Below are 17,483 nucleotides of genomic sequence, written 5' to 3'. Positions count from 1 at the left end.
CCACCGGCGCGCCGCTGTCAACGTTGTTGTGGCCCGTGTCGCCCACGATGACAAGCACCCATCCCGCAAAATGCCCCCGGTGTCATGACGCACTGCGGGACCACTCAACCCGCGCTACGCTGCCTGCGCCCCATCAGTCGGCCGTCCGGCGGATTTGTCCAGCACGCCCGGCTCGTCCCAGGCGCCTTCCGGCCGGATCACCTGCAGCGGATCAGCCCGCACGCTCAATGTCTCCGGATGGCGCGGCACGGGAATTTCCATTTCGGCATACTCATATCCCGAAAAGGCAAATCCCTGCCGCCCGGTCACCAGCCGGCACCGGAACACCCGGCTCCAGGTAGGCCACAGCCGCGCCTGTATCTGCGCCAGCGCCATCCGGTACCCCTTCCGCGCGATAATCTCGAACGTCTCCGCCAGCAGCACCTTCAGCGCTGGTGTCCCCCGGAAAGCCGGCAGGATCGAGGTCCGCTCCACCTTCGCAAAGCCCGCGAACCACCGCACACGGATGGTCCCGATCGGGCGTGCCCCGGCATAGACCACCATATGCGTGGCCGTGAAATCATTGCCGTCATACTCTTCGTCATACGGGCAATCCTGCTCGGCCATATACACCGCCGCGCGGATGGCCATCGCCTGCTGATACTCTTCCAGTGTTCGCGCGGGGCGGGCCGAGAAGGCCTCCAGTGCCCCCTCCGGCAGGGGCCGCGCCAGCACAAGCTCACCAATCGATGGATAGCGGCTCAAGCGGCATCCTCCCGCGATTGCGGCAGCGGCTCCTGCCCCCAGAGATCGCTCAGCCCGCCTTCAATCGGCTGGAACCCCAGCGACGCCATGGAGCGCTTGCCATCCTCCGTCGCCCCGCGGGCAAAACAGGGCACGGCCGCAAAGCCATCCACGCGGATCACCCCTGCGGCCATCATCACCCGGCGGCGCGCGTCCTTGTTCGCCCCGGCATAGACGCCGATATAGATGCCGCCGCAGAGCTCGCCCTCACAGCAGATATGGCCCAGCGACGGCCAGGCGGGCACGAAGCTGCCATCGCGCACCGCCACAACGCCCGCCGCCGACAGCGGCACGGAAATGAAAATCCCGTCCACCGGATCGCCCGTCACCCAGCCCGTCATACCCGTCAGGCTGTCGATCCAGGTGATCGATTCCGGCGTCGCCATGGTCTGCCCGGTCAGCTCTTCGGCCAGGCGTAGGCCTGCCTTCAGCTCCAGGAACTCTCCCCGGCGAAAACCAAACTCGTCCGCGCGCTTTGCCAGCCGCGCATAGTCGATCAAGATCTCAGACATAAATCACCCTCTCCAGAATACGACCAGTGCGTGTATTCTGGAGAAGTGAATACACAACCCATGGTTAATCGCAAGCCGAAACTCGCGACCAGGTTGTGCAATTTTTAAGACTGCCTCAGATTATGCAACCAGTCCTTGTAGTTCGGCCGCTGTCTGGCGCGCCTGCTCCGGGCTGCCCAGCAATTGCCGGTTCACGCCGATGCGCTTGTACCAGTAATGGAGGCCAACCAGATCAGTGAAGCCCATGCCGCCATGCACCTCGGTCGATGTGCGCGCCACGAACGTGCCCACCTCGGCCAGATGCGCCTTTGCGAGGTTGGCCATCATCGGGCCTTCCTCATCGGCGATATCCAGCGCATGGGCCGCATGCCAGATCAGCGCCCGCGCCGGCTCCAGCTTCGCGGCCATCTCGGCGCACATATGCTTGACCGCCTGGAACGAACCGATCACCCGGCCAAACTGCTGGCGCTCCTTGGCATAGGCGACCGCCTTGTCGATCATCGCCTGCGCCGCGCCAAGGGTATCTGCTGCCACCAGCAGCCGCGCCAGCGCCAGCACTTCCACGCCCGGCGTCACGCTGACCAGCGGCCTGGCCCCATCCAGGGTAACCTCATGGAACGTCCGTGTCCGGTCAATCGTCTGCATCCCGGTCACGCCCGCATCTGCCGCAGAAACCGAATGCCACGCCCCGGCGGTATCAGCCACCAGGATATGCGTTGCCCCGTCCACCGATTGCGCCAGCAGGGATTTGCCGCTGAGCTTGCCGCCCTTCAGCTCCACGCCCGCGCCATCGCGCCGCGAGGAAACCTCCGTCAGCGCCAGAGCAAACTTCGCCTCGCCCGCCGCAATGGCGCCCAGCACATCCGCATGCCCGGCCAGCGCCTGCGCGGCCACGGCAGTCGCCAGGAACCGCGAGGGCGCCACATTATAGCCCAGCGCCTCCTGCACGAGGCAGGCGTCCAGCGCGCCCAGCCCCAGCCCGCCGGCCGCCTCCGGCACCATCAGCGCCGCCAGGCCAAACTCCGTCAGCGCCCCGTCCAGAACGGCGCTCTCCCCGGCATCGCCCACAGCGATCTTCCGGATACGGTCAAGGGAAGCAGCATCATTGAGGACGCCCTTCAGGCTGTCCTGCAGCATGCGCTGGTCTTCGGAAAGTGCAAATTCCATGTGCCTTACGCCTTTGCGAGCTTCGGCTCACGCGGCATGTCGAGGCCGCGTTCCGCAATGATGTTCTTCTGGATCTGGGCGGTGCCGCCACCGATGATCAGTCCGAGGTCGTACATATAGCGCCACTGCCAGGTGCCCCCGCTGCGCAGATGCTCGCCCTCCTCATAAAGGATGCCCAGTTCCCCGAGCGCGTCGATGGCCAGGCGCGCAATCTCGTGATTGAGATCGCACCCCTGCAGCTTAACCACCAGCCCCGCGAGCCCCGCCGGCTGCCCCTGCAGACGGCTCGTCGTGATGCGCAGGCCATTGGCCTGCATCGCATACACTTCGCCCTGCAGCTTCATCAGCCGGTCGCGCAGCATCGGATTATCGATCAGGCGCTCACCGTTCACCGTCTCGGCCTTCATCAGCGCAATGAGTTCCAGCAGCCGCGCCTTGGTCGCGTTCGGGTCGCCCAACATGCCACGCTCATGCGTCAGCGTGGCATTTGCCACCTGCCAGCCTTTGTTCGGCGCAAAGATCACGCCGCTTTTCGGCACGCGCACATCGGTGAAAAACACCTCGTTGAAGTTCGCCGTACCCGTCATATCGACCAGCGGGCGCACCTCGATGCCCGGCGTACTCATCGGGAAGGTGATGTAGGTGATGCCCTCATGCTTCTTGGCGTTCGGGTCAGTCCGTACAAGGCAGAAGATCATGTCGGCCTGTTTCGCCGTCGAGGTCCAGATCTTCGATCCGTTGATGATATAGTGATCGCCGTCTTCCACAGCGCTGGTGCGCAGCGCGGCGAGGTCCGATCCCGCCCCCGGCTCAGAGTAGCCCTGGCACCAGATCATCTCGCCATGGATCGTCGGGCGGATATAGGCCTGTTTCTGCGCCTCTGTGCCCAGCTCCAGCAGCGTCGGCACGAACATCGAAATACCCTGCCCCGCCATCGGCCCCGGCAGGCGCGTGCGGGCAAACTCCTCGGCGATGATGCGCGCTTTGAGGATGTCCGGCTCAGCGCCGTATCCGCCATATTCCTTCGGGATCGTGCGGGCCGCGAGGCCATTCTCGATCAGGAATTTCTGCCAGGCGAGGCGCTTGGGGTTCTTGTACCCCTTGTCGTCTGCCATGGGCGCAAGGTGGGCGTTCTTCGCGAGGGTCTGGGAGACCTCTTTGCGAAAGGCTTCATATTGAGGGTCGAGTGTCAGCTTCATGACGCAACTCTGTGGCGGCTTGCCCCAACGTCGCGCAAGAGGGGTTCTTGCGCGACGTTGGGGAAAGGCCCTTAGCTGAGCGCCACTCAATATCAGGGAGACACCAGAATGCCCGTCGAATACGTCAAAAAAGGCAACGTCGCGATCATCACGATGAACCGCCCGGAAGCCCGCAACGCCATCAACGGCGAAATGGCCGCCACCATGGAAGCTGCGCTCGACCAGATGGAAGCAGATCCCGAAGTCTGGGTTGGCATCCTCACTGCCGTCGGCAAGGCCTTCTGCGCGGGCGCTGACCTCAAAGAAATCTCCGCCGGCAATGGCGGCGCCCTCTCCACCAAGAAAGGCGGTTTCGCCGGCATCGCGAGGCGTGAGCGCACCAAGCCGCTGATCGCCGCCATCACCGGCTCGGCCCTCGCCGGTGGCACCGAGATCGCCCTCTCCTGCGACCTGATCGTCGCCGCTGACGACACCAATTTCGGCCTGCCGGAAGTCAAGCGTTCCCTCGTCGCCGGCGCCGGCGGTCTCTTCCGCCTGCCCCGCCAGATCGGTAAGGCCGCCGCCCTGGAAGCCATCCTGACCGGCGACCCGCTCTCTTCCCAGCGCGCCTATGAACTCGGCATGGTCAACAAGGTCGTTCCGGAAGCCGAAGTGATGGCCGAAGCCGAAAAGCTCGCCGCCCGCATCACCGCCAACGCCCCGCTCGCCGTCTTCGCCAGCCGCACGGTCGCCCTCGACGCTTTCACCAAGTCTGACGAGGAACTCTGGAAAGACTCCGGCAAGGCCTTCGCCAGCCTCGTCACCACCGAAGACTATAAAGAAGGCCCCCGCGCCTTCATCGAAAAACGCGCCCCGGTCTGGAAGGGCAAGTAACCTAAAAAGCCCCCTCGCCCTTTAGGGAGAGGGGGTTGGGGGTGAGGGCGCGCAACGCCGTCCCGAAACGAACGCCCACTAATTATCGGACAAAAAAACGGCCACTCCCCGGAGTGGCCGCTTCCCTTTTCCCAGTCTAACCAACCAAGGCGCGCGGTCAGGCGGCCTCTTCGACTTCTTCGTCCTCGTCTTCCTCCACCGTGGGGTAGAGCGGCCCATAGACCACCTCGTCCGGAATGGTCGCCAGGCGCGCCACCAGATCGGCGGCTTCAACGGCGGCTTCTTCGTCTTCCCATTCCATGTCGGCGGCCGGAGCGATCCAGTCGGCCTCCACCAGGCCATAGCCTTCTTCCTCGAGCGAGGCTTCAACCTTGGTCATCGCTTCTTCGTCATTGGCGGCATAGACGCCAACGATCACATACGCGCTGTCCATGCCTTCAAGGGCGCCATCGCTCCCCTCGCCGCACAGAATTTCGCAGGAAACCAGATAGGCAGTTTGCGACACGGGTCATCTCCATAATAGTTCGCAAGGGCACCGGCACCACGAAGCACCACAAACAGAAACAGCCAGACGCGCCCCACCAGACCGCCCGCTTCCGCAAATTCTTTGCTTCATGATTGAAGGAAAAATTCCCACGAGTTTCTTAAGAACTCGCTAACTGTTCGGGGTCGACTCGTAGGTCGGATAGAGGCCGCAGGCCGAAATCCGACGCCCGCCCCCTCACTCCTCCCTTACCACCCGCGCCTTCCCGCGCCCCAGGCTCAGCGCCTTGATCGCCCCGCGAAAAGTGCGCACCTCCTGCTCCGTCCACTGAGCGCGCACGAGCGCGTTGCGCAGGTTGGTAATCATCACCGGCGTTTTTTCCGGCGGATAGAAATAACCTGCCCGCTCCAGCTCCGCCTCGAAATGCTCGAACATGCCGATCAGGTTTTCGCGTGTCGCCGGCGCGTCCACACCCTCGCCCTTGCCGCCGAATTTCCCCTCCAGGCCCGCGCTCGCCCCCCATTGGTGGCAGAACACGCCGACCGCCTGCGCCAGGTTCAGCGAGGAGAAAGCCGGGTTCACCGGATAAGTGAGGATCGCGTCGCAGAGGGCCACCGCCTCGTTCGGCAGGCCGGATTTCTCCCCGCCAAACAGCACCGCCACCTGTCCTTGCCGGGCTTTCAGCGCACCGACCGCTTCGGCCGCCCCGAACACTTCTTTCTCCATGCCCCGCGGCCGCGCCGTGGTGGCAACCGTGTAGGTCAACCCCGTCATCGCCGCTTCCAGCGTATCAAACACCGTCACACTCACGCCCTGGCCCAGCGCCCCGGCCGACATCGCCTCGGCCGCTGCGCTCGGCCATCCGTCCCGGGGGCTCACCAGCCGCAGGTCCGTGAGCCCGAAATTCAGCATCACACGGGCCGCTGCGCCGATGTTTTCGCCCAATTGGGGGGCATGGAGGATAATTGCAGGATTGCCTTGCATAACTGGCTATCTTTCCGGGTTTTGACGCGGCCTGTGGGTCTGCTATAGCCCCCGCAAACCGTACGCAGCGCAAGGATTCTAAAAAATGGCGAAGATCAAGGTCAAAAACCCCGTAGTCGAGATGGACGGCGATGAGATGACCCGGATCATCTGGCAGATCATCAAGGATAAGCTGATCCACCCCTACCTCGATATCGACCTGAAATATTACGATCTTTCGATCCAGAAACGCGACGAAACCGACGACCAGATCACTATCGACGCGGCCGAAGCCACCAAGAAATACGGCGTCGCCGTCAAATGCGCCACGATCACGCCGGACGAAGCCCGGGTTGAGGAATTTGGCCTCAAGAAGATGTGGAAGTCGCCCAACGGCACCATCCGCAACATCCTCGGCGGCGTCGTCTTCCGCGAGCCGATCGTCATCTCCAACATCCCGCGCCTCGTGCCGGGCTGGACCAAGCCGGTCATCATCGGCCGCCACGCTTTCGGCGACCAGTACCGCGCCACTGACTTCCTCGTCCCCGGCAAGGGCAAGCTGACGATGAAATTCGAAGGCGAAGACGGCCAGGTGATCGAGAAGGAAGTCTACGACTTCCCCGGCTCGGGCATCGCGATGGGCATGTACAACATCGACGAGTCGATCCGCGATTTCGCCCGCGCCTCGTTCAACTACGGCCTCCAGCGCAAGCTGCCGGTCTACCTCTCCACCAAGAACACCATCCTCAAAGCTTATGACGGCCGCTTCAAGGACATCTTCCAGGAGCTGTGGGACAAGGAATTCAAGGACAAGTTCGCCGAATTCAAAGGCACCTACGAGCACCGCCTCATCGACGACATGGTCGCCGCTGCCATGAAATGGTCGGGCGGTTATGTCTGGGCCTGTAAGAACTATGACGGCGACGTTCAGTCTGACACCGTGGCCCAAGGTTACGGCTCGCTCGGGCTGATGACGTCGGTTCTGCTCAGCCCCGATGGCAAGACCGTCGAAGCCGAAGCCGCTCACGGCACCGTCACCCGCCACTACCGCGCCCACCAGAAGGGCGAAGCGACCTCGACCAACTCGATCGCCTCGATCTACGCCTGGACGCAGGGCCTCGACCATCGCGGCCGCATGGACGACACCCCCGAAGTGCGCAAGTTCGCCCAGACGCTCGAGAAGACCATCATCAAGACCGTCGAAGCTGGCTTCATGACCAAGGACCTCGCCCTCCTCGTCGGCCCCGACCAGGGCTACCTGACGACCGAAGGCTTCATCGAAAAGGTCGCCCAGAACCTCGAAATCGAGATGGGTAAAGCCTGATTGAATTAAGGCGGGGGCCCCTCTCCAAAGGAGGGGCCTCGCCACCCTTTACACCGGGAAGGCTGAACAATTGACCGATGCAGCCCCTTCCCGCCGTCCCGGCACGGCGCTCTTGGCCGGTCTCGTCCTACTCACATCCGCCATTGCCTTCGCCGCCTGGCGCACCGGCGCGGCCCATCCGCTTGAGGCCATCGCCTTCGTCACGGGCGTGTTCTGCGTCTGGCTGGTCACCCGCCAGAACATCTGGAACTTCCCCCTCGGCCTCATCACGGTCGGCATCTACGCCTACGTCTTCTACCAGTCGCAGCTCTTCGCCACCGCCGGCCTCCAGCTTGTCTTCTTCGCGCTCAATCTTATCGGCTGGTATCTCTGGCTCTATGGCGGGGCAAACCGCAGCCGGCTGAAAGTCCGTCGCGCCCCGCGTCTCGAATGGGCACTCACCGCCCTCGGCATCACGGGCGGAACGGCTTTGCTCTACCGCCTGCTGAACGAAGCCGGCGGCGCCACCACCTTCTGGGATGCCCTCATCACCTCGATCAGCCTCGCCGCCCAATGGGGGCAGAGCCGTAAGGTCCTGGAATGCTGGTGGCTGTGGATCGTGGCCGACATCCTCTACATCCCCTTCTGCCTCTATAATGGCCTTTACCTGACAGCCCTGCTCTATGGCGTCTTCCTGGCCCTTGCGATCATGGGGCTTCTCGAATGGCGCAAGGCGGCCACCGCATGACCTGCAACACTCCCCTGCGCGTCGTCCTGATCGGCGCTGAGTCCACCGGCAAAACCACGCTCTGCATCGAGCTCGCCCGGCATTACAAGACCATCTGGGTCGCCGAATATGGCCGCGAGCTCTGGGAAGAAAAACTCGCCGCCCAGTCTCTGAAAGGCGGCGACATTCCCGAATGGACCGATGAGGATTTCATCCACATCGCCAAGGAACAGCAGCGCCGCGAGAACGAAGCCGCCGGCCGCGCGAACGCCGTCCTCTTTGCCGACACCAACGCCTTCGCCACTGCCACCTGGTATGAACGCTATGCCGGCAAGCGCCATCCGGAGGTCGACGCCATCGGTAATGCCGACAAGGTAGACCTCTACCTGATCCCGACCCCCGAAGTTCCCTTCGTGCAGGATGGTGTGCGCGATGGCGAGAAGATCCGCGGCTGGATGCATGATCGCTTCGTCGAGCTGATCGAGCACGCGGGTGTTCCGTACACACTCATTACCGGCCCTTGGGAAGGCCGCGTCGAACAGGCCGTCGCTGCCACTGATGCCCTCCTCGCCCGCTGCGAAAGCGCGCCGACGGCATGAACGACATCACCCTACGCCGCGCCCGGCCTGAAGATGCCGAGCGTCTCGCCCATATCGGCGTGGCCACCTTCATCGACAGCTATGTCTACGATATCGAGGGCGACGCCATCATCGCCCATTGCACGCGCCAGCATTCGCGCGAGGTTTATGCCAGATACCTTGCCGATCCGGCCTGCTCGGTCTGGCTCGCCGAATACGCCGCGACCCGCGCCCCCATCGGCTACGCCGTCAACTGCTCGCCAGACCTGCCCATCCCGCTTCAGCCCGGAGACGTGGAGCTGAAGCGCATTTACGTCCTCTCCCGCTTCCACGGCACCGGCGCCGGCCAGCGCCTGATGGAGGCAGCGATCGAGGACGCCCGCCAGCGCGGCGCCCCCCGCCTGCTACTCGGCACCTATGAAGATAATCACCGCGCCATCGCTTTCTACCGCAAGGCCGGCTTCGCGCTCGCCGGCACGCGCCAGTTTCAGGTCGGCGACAAAATCTATGACGATATCGTGCTGGCCAAACCGCTCTGAAGGGACCCTCCGGAAAACTACGTATCGAAGCGCCTCGCGCTGTCCCGCTAGTGTCCCGATTTGTCCGGTTCTGTCCGGTAATGTCAAAAAAGGAGGCCTGACATGACCGGTTATCGTGTCCGCAGCGCTCAGGAACGCCGCGAAGAATTGCGGGATCAGGCCGCCGCCTTCGGCATTGATGAAGCCTATATCTCCACCCTGGTGGAGACCTTCTATACCCGCGTCCGCGGCCATCCCGTTCTTGGCCCGGTCTTCGATGTGGCCATTTCTGATTGGGGTCCCCATCTTGAAACCATGAAGAACTTCTGGTCCTCGGTCGCCCTGGGGACTGGCCGCTATTCCGGCCGCCCCGTGCCTGCCCACGCCCGGCACCGCCACATCCAGCAAGTTCACTTCAACCTCTGGCTCGCCCTCTTCGAGCAAACCCTGCGCGACACCGCCGCCACCCCGGAAGCCGCCGCCTTCTTCCTCGAACGCGCAAACCGCATCGCCCAGAGCCTCCAATACGCCCTCTTCGGCCTCGCAGACCTCCCCCTCAACCGACCCGGCTGAACGCCCACGCCGTTGGAGACCCGCTAGAGTTTTTTTTGGAGCTTTCCGCCAAAAACTCCAACGCCGCAGCCCTATCCAACAAAAATCGGCTCGAACCTGCAGCAAACACGCGGAAAAAACTTTATTTCCCCACCCCCTCCGCAGGCGGACGTATACTGCAAGGCATGTCGCCTCAGATCGCTCGTCTGTATGCCCACGTACTGTCAGTCTTCTGGCCAGACTTCTGTCTGCAGCGCCCCTCGCGCGTTCCGGCCCTTGCTGCTGCCCAAAACAAAAACACCGGTGGAGCCCTGCCCCGCCGGTGTCTTCAAAGATCAGGAAAAGAAGCCTGCCTCAGATCTTCCGCGAGCTGCGCACATAGCGCACCATGCCGTCCGTGGAGGTCATCACCAGCGTGTGCGTATGCACGCGGCCATCGCGGTGCAGAACGCCGTCCAGCAGGTTGCCCTTGGTCACGCCGGTGGCGCAGAAAACGGTCTCGCCCGAAGCCAGTTCGTTGAGGCTGTAGGTTTTGCCGAAATCGGTGATGCCAACGCGGCTTGCGCGCTTCTTCTCGTCGTCATTGCGGAAAACGAGACGACCGAACATCTGTCCGCCCACGCACTTAAGCGCTGCCGCCGCCAGAACGCCCTCGGGCGCCCCGCCCTGGCCAACATACATGTCGATGCCCGTCAGCGGATTGGTCGTCGCAATCACACCAGCCACATCGCCATCGGTGATCAGGGAAACTCTCGCCCCGGCCGAGCGCAGCGAGTCGATGATCTCCTGATGGCGCGGGCGGTCCAGAACGCAGACGGTCATATCCTCCACCTTGCGGCCGGTATGTTTGGCCAGCGCCATGATATTGTCCGCAGGCGAAGCATCCAGGCTGATGATGCCTTCCGGATAGCCAGGGCCGATGGCCAGCTTGTCCATATAGGTGTCAGGCGCATGCAGCAGGCCGCCGCGCGGGGCAATCGCCAGCACAGCGCAGGCATCTGCCATCGCCTTGGCCGTCAGCGTCGTGCCTTCCAGCGGGTCAAGCGCAATGTCGATCTCCGGGCCTTTGCCGGTGCCGACTTCCTCGCCGATATACAGCATCGGGGCTTCGTCCCGCTCGCCCTCGCCAATCACAACGCGGCCTTTGAAATCCACGGCATTGAAAGCAGACCGCATCGCGTCCACCGCGGCGGCATCGGCCTTCTTCTCGTCGCCACGCCCGGCAAGGCGGGCGGCTGCGATGGCCGAAAGCTCGGTCACGCGCACCATGGCGTCTGCAAGGCTCGAGGTCAGTACGCTGTTATCCATGTTTTTCTCCGAAATCGGTCATCGTTCGTAGGGATTGGACCGGCCTAAGCAATTAGCTTGCCGTCTCTATTCTGATCAGTCTGGGCGCTTCAACGGTCACTCCAAGCGCCTCGATTCGGGCAATGGCAGAGAGAATCTGCCGCCGGGGGCAACGATGGGTTACCACGGCCACGGGGCTGGCGCCCGTTTCGTCGGCCGAATCCTGCAACAGCTTGTCCACCGAAACGCCCTCTTCGGCCAGCGCTTCGGTTAACGCGGCGAGCGTGCCGGGCTTGTCAGTCAGGCGCACGCGCAGGAAGAAGGGCGAAATCTCCTCCTGGCCGCTGTTAACGAAGGGCTGGGCCACATGGTGCTCGGCGCGGCCAAAGGCGTTGCGGATCGCCGGGCGGAAGAGCTTGGCCACATCCCCCATCACCGCGCTCGCCGTCGGGCCGGAGCCGGCGCCGGGCCCGGTCAGCACCACCGCGCCGAGGGGATCCCCTTCCACGCGGACAGAGTTCAGCGAGCCATCAATCCGCGCCAGCGCGTGCCCCGCCGTCAGCGCCATCGGCTCAACCCGGCACACAACACCCGCCGGCGTCAGCACGCCCTCGGCGATCAGTTTGATACGGAAACCCAGCCGGTCGGCCAGGCGCAGGTCCAGAAGACCGATCTGCTCGATGCCGCGCACGGAAACCTTGGAGAAATCCAGATCGGCGGAAAAAGCGATGGCCGAAAGGATCGCCGCCTTGTGGGCCGCGTCCATGCCCGAAACGTCCAGCGTCGGGTCAGCTTCGGCGTAGCCGCGCTTCTGGGCTTCCTCCAGCACATCCTCATAGGAGCGTCCGGTGTCCAGCATGGTGGAGGTGATGAAATTGCAAGTGCCGTTGAGAATGCCCGAAACGCGCGTCACTTCGGTGCCCGCCAGGCTGTCGCGCAGCACGCGCACCACGGGGATGCCGCCGGCCACAGCGGCCTCAAACAGCAGGTCCACCTGCTTTTCAGCGGCCAGCGCGGCCAGCATGTTGCCATGCTTGGCGATCAGCGCCTTGTTGGCGGTGACCACGTGTTTTCCCGCGCGCAGGGCCGATTCCACGGCAAACTTGGCCGGGCCGTCCGATCCGCCGACAAGTTCGACGAACACGTCCACATTCGGGTCTTCGGCCAGCGTCGCGGCATCGTCAAACCAGGTATAGCCATCGGTGTTCACCGGCCGGTTGCGGCTCTGGGAGCGCGCGCTGACGCCCGCAATCTCCACCCTGCCCGGCAGACGAAGGCGATCCTGACGCTGCACCAACTCGATCAGCCCGCAGCCCACATGGCCGAGGCCGGCAATTCCAATTCTCAAAGGCCCCACAAGGCGCCCCTTTTCATCTCTTACGCTTCGGGCTGCTGCCTACCCTTTTTGGGCGCGCGGGGGAAGAGGCGGGATGGTGCCCGTGGGGTGCATTGCGCTTTGCTCACTGCACCCCACAGATCACTATTCAGCCGCCACCGCCGGCTTGATCTCCTTGACGCCGCGCGAGGCGAGGAACTTGCGGATATTCCTGCCAGCCTGGCGGATGCGCTGCTCATTTTCCACGAGCGCGATGCGGACATAATCATCCCCATGCTCGCCAAAGCCTGCGCCCGGCGCGACGGCCACATGCGCCTCGTTGATCAGCTGCAGGGCAAACTCAAGGCTGCCCAGATGGCGGAGCTGTTCGGGGATCGGCGCCCAGGCAAACATCGAGGCTTTCGGGCTCGGCACCGGCCATCCCGCGCGGGTGAAGCTGTCTACCAGCACGTCGCGGCGCGCCTTGTAGATCGCGCGGGTCTCGTCCACGCATTGCTGCGGCCCATCAAGCGCGGCCACGGCGGCCACCTGGATCGGCGTGTAGGCGCCGTAGTCGAGGTAAGATTTCACGCGGGCGAGCGCGCCGACGAGCTTTTCATTGCCCGCCACAAAGCCCATCCGCCAGCCAGCCATGGAATAGGTCTTGGACATGGTGGTGAATTCCACCGCGATGTCCTTCGCGCCGTCCACCTGAAGGATCGAGGGCGTGGGCTCGTCGAAATAGATTTCGTTATAGGCGAGATCCGACAGCACCCAGAGGTCGTGCTTCTTCGCGAACTTCACGGCTTCCTTGTAGAAGTCGAGATCGCAGACAGCCGCCGTCGGGTTGGACGGGAAGCACAGCACCATCGCGGTCGGCGGGGGCACGGAATATTTCACCGCCCGGCCAAGGTTTGACAGATACTGCTCCGGCGTATGCGCCGGCACGCCGCGGATCGAGGCCCCGGCAATTATGAAGCCGAAATGGTGCAGCGGATAGGACGGGTCCGGCGCGAGGATCACGTCTCCCGGCGCAGAGATGGCCTGGGCGAGGTTGGCGAAGCCCTCCTTGGAGCCGAGGGTGACGATCACCTCCCGGTCCTTGTCCAGACTGACGCCGAAGCGGCGCTTGTAATAGTCGGTCAGCGCGCGGCGCAGGCCGGGAATGCCGCGTGAGGCGGAGTAGCCGTTCACATCCGGCTTGCGGGCGGTTTCGACCAGCTTGTCGACGATATGTTTCGGCGTCGGCAGGTCCGGATTGCCCATGCCCAGGTCGATGATGTCAGCGCCCTTGGCGCGCAGCGCCGCTTTTGTGCGGTTCACCTGTTCAAACACGTAAGGCGGAAGGCGCCGGATCTTGTGAAAGTCGGTGTTCATTTTCAGAGGTCTCAAAATTCGTCTTGTGTGACGCGGGGAACGTTGAACTGGCTGCGGATGGCAGCGATTTCGGCTTCGGTAAGGAAATCGGATTCCGGCGGGATATCGCCAAAACCCCCAATCATGCTCGCGGCGATGGCGCGGATTTCCTCAGCTCCGCCCACCGCCACTTCCGCTCGGGCGCCTGCAAACTCTTTCGCCAGCTCGTTGCCGCGGTTTAACTGGGCTTCCAGCGTCTTTCCGGGCACATTCTGCGGATCAACCTTTGGCAGGGTAGAAAGGTCAGGATACCCTTCCCCGCGTATCTCCGCGCGGCGCTCGCCATACCATTCCGGCGCGTTATTCACCGTCTCCCGCACCTTCGCAAAGGAAGATGAACATCCCGCAATAAGCAGGACCGGCACAATCAGGAGGGGAATCGCCGTGTTTTTCATGGTTAAGCTCATTAAATGACAAACATTCTAAAGGATAGATAAGCCCAAAGAAGCGGGCGAAACTACGACATATGGGCGGAAACAAAACACCAGCGGCCGACACACCTTCCATCGCATCCCTGCTGATGGCGCAGGACCCGGCACGTCTGCAAGTGCTGATGACCACTCTGGCGCTAGCAAATACAGAATCTCAGGCCCTTCTCAGCGAAGTTCTGACCGGGTCGGGCCCGCTGGGCACCGTTACGCAAGGTGATCCCATGGGCGCGGGCGACGCGTTCGGCCAGGTCGGCATGAGCCTTGCGCGCAATCCGATGGCGCTGATGCAGGCGAACATGGACCTGATGCAGGGCTGGATGGGTCTCTGGCAGGAGATGGTGACCGAGAGCCTGACCGCCGAGCCCAAGCCGGAAAAGGACAAGCGCTTTTCCGATCCCGAATGGCAGGCAAACCCTACCTTCAAATTCATCCGCAAGGCCTATGATCTCAACGCCCGCTGGATGATGAGCTTGGCAGACCGCGCCCCTGACATCGAAGAGCCGATCCATCTGCGGGCCAAATTCTTCATGCAGCTGCTCACCGACAGCCTCTCGCCCACAAATTTCCTCGGCACCAATCCCCAGGCGCTGAAAACCTTCATCGAGAGCGGCGGGGAAAGCGTGCTGGCGGGCATCCGCATGGCGCGCGAAGATGTGCGCAAGGGCGGGGGCAAACTGCACATCACCCAGACCGATGAAACGCCCTTCAAGCTCGGCGAGAACATCGCCACGGCGCCGGGCCAGGTCGTCTTCCGCAACGACCTGATCGAACTTCTCCAGTTCGCCCCAACGCAGGAAACGGTTTATTCCAAACCCCTGATCATCTTCCCGCCCTGGATCAACAAGTTCTACATCCTGGACCTGCAGGAAAAGAACTCGATGATCCGCTGGCTGGTAGACCGTGGACTGACGGTGTTTGTCGTCTCCTGGCGCTCGGCCGATGGCGTGACCAAAGACTACACCTGGGACGATTACGTCAAGAAAGGCATCTACGCCGGCGTCGAGGCCGCGCTGCAGGCTGCCGGCGCCAAGAGCCTGAATGCCGTGGGCTATTGTATTGGCGGCACCCTGCTCACCTCCGCCCTCGGCCATATGGCAGCCACCGGCTATGACAAGATCGACTCGGCCACCTTCTTCGCTTCACAGTCAGACTTTGAACTCGCCGGAGATCTGAAGGTCTTCACCGATGGTCCGGGCAGGAACTATGTCTATGGCATCATCGACAACCATGGCGGCATCATGCCCGGCAAGGACATGTACGAGACGTTCAACTGGCTGCGTCCGATTGATCTGGTCTGGCGCTATGTGATCGACCAGTACATGCTGGGCAAGGACCCGCGCCCGTTTGACCTGCTCTACTGGAATGCCGATCAGACCAACATTCCCGGCCCTGTGCACAAGCGCTACCTCTCTGAATGTTATGCGGAAAATCGCCTCGCCCGCGGCGAATATACCGTGCTCGGAGAGACCGTGGACATGGGGAACATCCAGATCCCCGTGATGCTGCAGGCCTCGAAGGACGATCACATCGTCCCCTTCGAAAGCGTCTTCCGCTCAGCCAAACGTTTTGGCGGGGATCCCACCTTCATTCTGTCCGGGTCGGGACATATTGCCGGCGTGGTGAACCATCCGGATGCAAAGAAATACCAGCACTGGACCAATACCAGCCTTGAGGCTGGCTCGGCCAATGAATGGCTGCAGACCGCCACCGAAACACCGGGCAGCTGGTGGCCCACCTGGTGGGCCTGGCTGAAGCCGAAATCCGGCCGCAAGGTCAAGGCGGTGGAGCCCAAGGACATGGGCCTCGGCGCCGCGCCGGGCAGCTATGTAAAGGTGCGCCTGGAAGACATCCGGCTGCCGCCATTGTAAGCCCCCGCGCAATGTGCGCGGGGGGCAAGGGCTTAAGCCACCAGCCCCGCGCCCTCGTCCAGCCCCAGCGCGATGTTGAGGTTCTGCACCGCCGCGCCCGAAGCGCCCTTCCCGAGATTGTCGAGCCGCGCCACGAGGCGGGCCTGCTCATCGGTGCCGAAGACATAGATCTCCAGCCGGTTGGTATCGTTGCAGCCTTCTGCGTCGAGCGACTTGATCGCATCTCCCTCCGCCAGCGGAATAACCTTCACAAAGGCCTCGCCCGCATAGGCCATGCTCAACGCCTTGTGGATGTCCTTGCGCTTGGGCTTGCCCGGCAGCGCCCATAGCGGCAGCGGCACTTCCACAATCATGCCCTGCGCGTAGCGGCCCACGGCCGGCGTGAACATCGGCAGATGGGAAAGGCCGGTGAACTTCTTCATTTCCGGCGGGTGCTTGTGCTGCTGTCCAAGGGCGTAGATGCGGAAATTGTCCTGCGTCTGGCGCTCCTCGAACTCGGCAATCATCGGCTTGCCGCCGCCCGAATAGCCCGAGACGGCGTTCACCGTCATCGGCCAGTCATGCGGAATGATCCCCGCCGTCACCAGGGGGCGCACCAGCGCGATAAACCCGGTGGGGTAGCAGCCCGGATTGGAAATGCGCTTGGCCGCGGCAATGGCCGCGCGCTGGCCCTTGTCCAGTTCCGCAAAGCCATACACCCAGCCCGGCGAAACCCGGTGGGCGGTGGAGGCGTCGATGATCACCGTGTTGGGGTTGCTCACCAGGCTGACCGCCAGACGCGCCGCCTCATCGGGCAGGCAGAGGATCACCACGTCCGCCTTGTTGATCAGGCGCGCGCGCTCATCGACATCCTTGCGCTTGTCAGCGTGAATCGAGATCAGCTCCAGATCCTTGCGGTCTTTCAGCCGCTCGGCAATCTGAAGGCCGGTCGTGCCGGCTTCGCCATCAATGAAAACCTTGGGCAACATGGCGCCCCTCCGCGAAAATGAGGGCAAAAACAAACGGGCGCTCCGTTTCCGAAGCGCCCGCCAGACATTGGATATGTGCTGCTGCGATTAGCGCTTCGAGAACTGGAAGCTGCGGCGAGCTTTTGCTTTGCCGTACTTCTTACGCTCAACAACGCGCGGGTCACGGGTCATGAAGCCGAACGGCTTCAGAACAGCGCGCAGGCCCGGCTCGTAAGCCACGAGCGCGCGGGAGATGCCATGGCGCACAGCGCCGGCCTGACCCATGAGGCCCGAACCTTTGACAGTCGCGATCACATCGAACTCGCTTTCGCGGCCAGCTTCGATCAGCGGCTGGGCGATCACCATGCGCAGAACCGGACGAGCAAAATACTGCTCCTGGTCACGGCCATTGATGATGATCTTGCCAGTGCCACGCTTGATCCAGACGCGGGCGACAGCTTCCTTGCGGCGGCCGGTTCCGTAGGAACGGCCCTGGGCATCGATCTTCGGCTCAGCGGCTTTCACCGGCTGGGCGGAAGGTGCGCCGGTCATGGCGCCAA

General features: G+C 63.0%; 19 protein-coding genes. 7 read left to right on the top strand and 12 right to left on the bottom strand.

The features are described from left to right. Nucleotides 1-114: 114 nt before the first annotated feature. From HPO_RS15820 to HPO_RS15805, 4 genes are all read right to left on the bottom strand, one after another. Nucleotides 115-744 (bottom strand): GNAT family N-acetyltransferase, encoded by a 630-nt coding sequence (locus tag HPO_RS15820; RefSeq protein ID WP_241767943.1) that lies wholly within the window; start codon nucleotides 742-744, stop codon nucleotides 115-117. Beyond that, nucleotides 741-1,295: a hypothetical protein gene (locus tag HPO_RS15815; protein WP_035600879.1), complete on the bottom strand. Its 555-nt coding sequence runs from the start codon at nucleotides 1,293-1,295 to the stop codon at nucleotides 741-743. The genes HPO_RS15820 and HPO_RS15815 overlap by 4 nt, the downstream gene beginning before the upstream one ends. 120 nt (nucleotides 1,296-1,415) lie before the next feature. Then, the gene (locus HPO_RS15810; protein ID WP_035600876.1) at nucleotides 1,416-2,462 is read right to left on the bottom strand and encodes an acyl-CoA dehydrogenase family protein; all 1,047 of its coding nucleotides are present in this window, start codon (nucleotides 2,460-2,462) and stop codon (nucleotides 1,416-1,418) included. Nucleotides 2,463-2,467: 5 nt separating this feature from the next. Further along, a complete protein-coding gene (locus HPO_RS15805; protein WP_035600873.1) occupies nucleotides 2,468-3,661 on the bottom strand; it encodes an acyl-CoA dehydrogenase family protein in 1,194 nt (397 codons plus the stop codon). Between the two features lie 108 nt (nucleotides 3,662-3,769). On the opposite strand from HPO_RS15805, the gene HPO_RS15800 reads away from it, so the two are divergent. Continuing rightward, nucleotides 3,770-4,534, top strand: coding sequence for a crotonase/enoyl-CoA hydratase family protein (locus HPO_RS15800; RefSeq protein ID WP_035600870.1), 765 nt, complete (start codon nucleotides 3,770-3,772; stop codon nucleotides 4,532-4,534). 157 nt (nucleotides 4,535-4,691) lie between these two features. Here HPO_RS15800 and HPO_RS15795 read toward each other — a convergent pair whose 3' ends face one another. Beyond that, complete coding sequence (locus HPO_RS15795; RefSeq protein WP_035600867.1) at nucleotides 4,692-5,039, bottom strand: hypothetical protein; 348 nt, start codon at nucleotides 5,037-5,039, stop codon at nucleotides 4,692-4,694. 216 nt (nucleotides 5,040-5,255) lie between these two features. After that, a complete protein-coding gene (locus tag HPO_RS15790) occupies nucleotides 5,256-6,002 on the bottom strand; it encodes an RNA methyltransferase (RefSeq protein ID WP_035600863.1) in 747 nt (248 codons plus the stop codon). Nucleotides 6,003-6,087: 85 nt separating this feature from the next. Here HPO_RS15790 and HPO_RS15785 point away from each other — a divergent pair, with 85 nt between their 5' ends. From HPO_RS15785 to HPO_RS15765, 5 genes are all read left to right on the top strand, one after another. After that, on the top strand, nucleotides 6,088-7,305 hold the full coding sequence (locus HPO_RS15785) for an NADP-dependent isocitrate dehydrogenase (RefSeq protein ID WP_035600860.1): 1,218 nt from the start codon (nucleotides 6,088-6,090) through the stop codon (nucleotides 7,303-7,305). 70 nt (nucleotides 7,306-7,375) lie between these two features. Continuing rightward, a complete protein-coding gene (pnuC, locus tag HPO_RS15780) occupies nucleotides 7,376-8,032 on the top strand; it encodes a nicotinamide riboside transporter PnuC (RefSeq protein WP_051612681.1) in 657 nt (218 codons plus the stop codon). Next, nucleotides 8,029-8,610, top strand: coding sequence for an AAA family ATPase (locus HPO_RS15775; protein WP_051612680.1), 582 nt, complete (start codon nucleotides 8,029-8,031; stop codon nucleotides 8,608-8,610). Before pnuC ends, HPO_RS15775 begins: the two co-directional genes overlap by 4 nt. Beyond that, entirely contained in the window at nucleotides 8,607-9,128 is a 522-nt protein-coding gene (locus HPO_RS15770) for a GNAT family N-acetyltransferase (RefSeq protein WP_035600857.1), read from the top strand. The genes HPO_RS15775 and HPO_RS15770 overlap by 4 nt, the downstream gene beginning before the upstream one ends. Before the next feature lie 102 nt (nucleotides 9,129-9,230). Beyond that, nucleotides 9,231-9,680, top strand: a complete 450-nt coding sequence (locus tag HPO_RS15765; protein WP_035600854.1) for a group III truncated hemoglobin — start codon at nucleotides 9,231-9,233, stop codon at nucleotides 9,678-9,680. A gap of 333 nt (nucleotides 9,681-10,013) precedes the next feature. On the opposite strand, the gene glpX is transcribed toward HPO_RS15765, so the two are convergent. The 4 genes from glpX to HPO_RS15745 form a co-directional block, all read right to left on the bottom strand. Beyond that, nucleotides 10,014-10,967 (bottom strand): class II fructose-bisphosphatase, encoded by a 954-nt coding sequence (gene glpX, locus HPO_RS15760; RefSeq protein WP_035600852.1) that lies wholly within the window; start codon nucleotides 10,965-10,967, stop codon nucleotides 10,014-10,016. Between the two features lie 52 nt (nucleotides 10,968-11,019). Then, complete coding sequence (locus tag HPO_RS15755) at nucleotides 11,020-12,303, bottom strand: homoserine dehydrogenase (RefSeq protein WP_035600849.1); 1,284 nt, start codon at nucleotides 12,301-12,303, stop codon at nucleotides 11,020-11,022. A 123-nt stretch (nucleotides 12,304-12,426) separates the two neighbouring features. Further along, entirely contained in the window at nucleotides 12,427-13,638 is a 1,212-nt protein-coding gene (locus HPO_RS15750) for an LL-diaminopimelate aminotransferase (protein WP_035600847.1), read from the bottom strand. 11 nt (nucleotides 13,639-13,649) lie between these two features. Next, complete coding sequence (locus HPO_RS15745; RefSeq protein WP_035600844.1) at nucleotides 13,650-14,072, bottom strand: hypothetical protein; 423 nt, start codon at nucleotides 14,070-14,072, stop codon at nucleotides 13,650-13,652. 71 nt (nucleotides 14,073-14,143) lie between these two features. Between HPO_RS15745 and HPO_RS15740 the strand changes: the two genes are divergently transcribed. Further along, nucleotides 14,144-15,976, top strand: a complete 1,833-nt coding sequence (locus HPO_RS15740) for a PHA/PHB synthase family protein (protein WP_035600842.1) — start codon at nucleotides 14,144-14,146, stop codon at nucleotides 15,974-15,976. 32 nt (nucleotides 15,977-16,008) lie between these two features. On the opposite strand, the gene argC is transcribed toward HPO_RS15740, so the two are convergent. Continuing rightward, nucleotides 16,009-16,944, bottom strand: coding sequence for an N-acetyl-gamma-glutamyl-phosphate reductase (argC, locus tag HPO_RS15735; RefSeq protein WP_035600839.1), 936 nt, complete (start codon nucleotides 16,942-16,944; stop codon nucleotides 16,009-16,011). Between the two features lie 87 nt (nucleotides 16,945-17,031). After that, on the bottom strand, nucleotides 17,032-17,475 hold the full coding sequence (gene rpsI, locus HPO_RS15730; protein ID WP_199285923.1) for a 30S ribosomal protein S9: 444 nt from the start codon (nucleotides 17,473-17,475) through the stop codon (nucleotides 17,032-17,034). Between the last annotated feature and the right edge of the window lie 8 nt (nucleotides 17,476-17,483).

Origin of the sequence: Hyphomonas polymorpha PS728, assembly GCF_000685315.1 — a bacterium.
Lineage (GTDB): Bacteria > Pseudomonadota > Alphaproteobacteria > Caulobacterales > Hyphomonadaceae > Hyphomonas > Hyphomonas polymorpha.
Note: the sequence above shows the minus strand (reverse complement) of the source record. Positions and strands in the feature narration are given on the sequence as shown.

What these genes read in the sequence shown, in the direction of transcription:
- HPO_RS15740 (WP_035600842.1), top strand. Translation starts at nt 14,144, where the DNA reads ATGGGCGGAAACAAAACACCAGCGGCCGACACACCTTCCATCGCATCC.
- HPO_RS15770 (WP_035600857.1), top strand. Translation starts at nt 8,607, where the DNA reads ATGAACGACATCACCCTACGCCGCGCCCGGCCTGAAGATGCCGAGCGT.
- HPO_RS15810 (WP_035600876.1), bottom strand. Translation starts at nt 2,462, where the DNA reads ATGGAATTTGCACTTTCCGAAGACCAGCGCATGCTGCAGGACAGCCTG.
- HPO_RS15775 (WP_051612680.1), top strand. Translation starts at nt 8,029, where the DNA reads ATGACCTGCAACACTCCCCTGCGCGTCGTCCTGATCGGCGCTGAGTCC.
- HPO_RS15805 (WP_035600873.1), bottom strand. Translation starts at nt 3,661, where the DNA reads ATGAAGCTGACACTCGACCCTCAATATGAAGCCTTTCGCAAAGAGGTC.
- HPO_RS15745 (WP_035600844.1), bottom strand. Translation starts at nt 14,072, where the DNA reads ATGAAAAACACGGCGATTCCCCTCCTGATTGTGCCGGTCCTGCTTATT.
- argC (WP_035600839.1), bottom strand. Translation starts at nt 16,944, where the DNA reads ATGTTGCCCAAGGTTTTCATTGATGGCGAAGCCGGCACGACCGGCCTT.
- glpX (WP_035600852.1), bottom strand. Translation starts at nt 10,967, where the DNA reads ATGGATAACAGCGTACTGACCTCGAGCCTTGCAGACGCCATGGTGCGC.
- HPO_RS15765 (WP_035600854.1), top strand. Translation starts at nt 9,231, where the DNA reads ATGACCGGTTATCGTGTCCGCAGCGCTCAGGAACGCCGCGAAGAATTG.
- HPO_RS15815 (WP_035600879.1), bottom strand. Translation starts at nt 1,295, where the DNA reads ATGTCTGAGATCTTGATCGACTATGCGCGGCTGGCAAAGCGCGCGGAC.
- HPO_RS15750 (WP_035600847.1), bottom strand. Translation starts at nt 13,638, where the DNA reads ATGAACACCGACTTTCACAAGATCCGGCGCCTTCCGCCTTACGTGTTT.
- HPO_RS15785 (WP_035600860.1), top strand. Translation starts at nt 6,088, where the DNA reads ATGGCGAAGATCAAGGTCAAAAACCCCGTAGTCGAGATGGACGGCGAT.
- HPO_RS15790 (WP_035600863.1), bottom strand. Translation starts at nt 6,002, where the DNA reads ATGCAAGGCAATCCTGCAATTATCCTCCATGCCCCCCAATTGGGCGAA.
- rpsI (WP_199285923.1), bottom strand. Translation starts at nt 17,475, where the DNA reads ATGACCGGCGCACCTTCCGCCCAGCCGGTGAAAGCCGCTGAGCCGAAG.
- HPO_RS15800 (WP_035600870.1), top strand. Translation starts at nt 3,770, where the DNA reads ATGCCCGTCGAATACGTCAAAAAAGGCAACGTCGCGATCATCACGATG.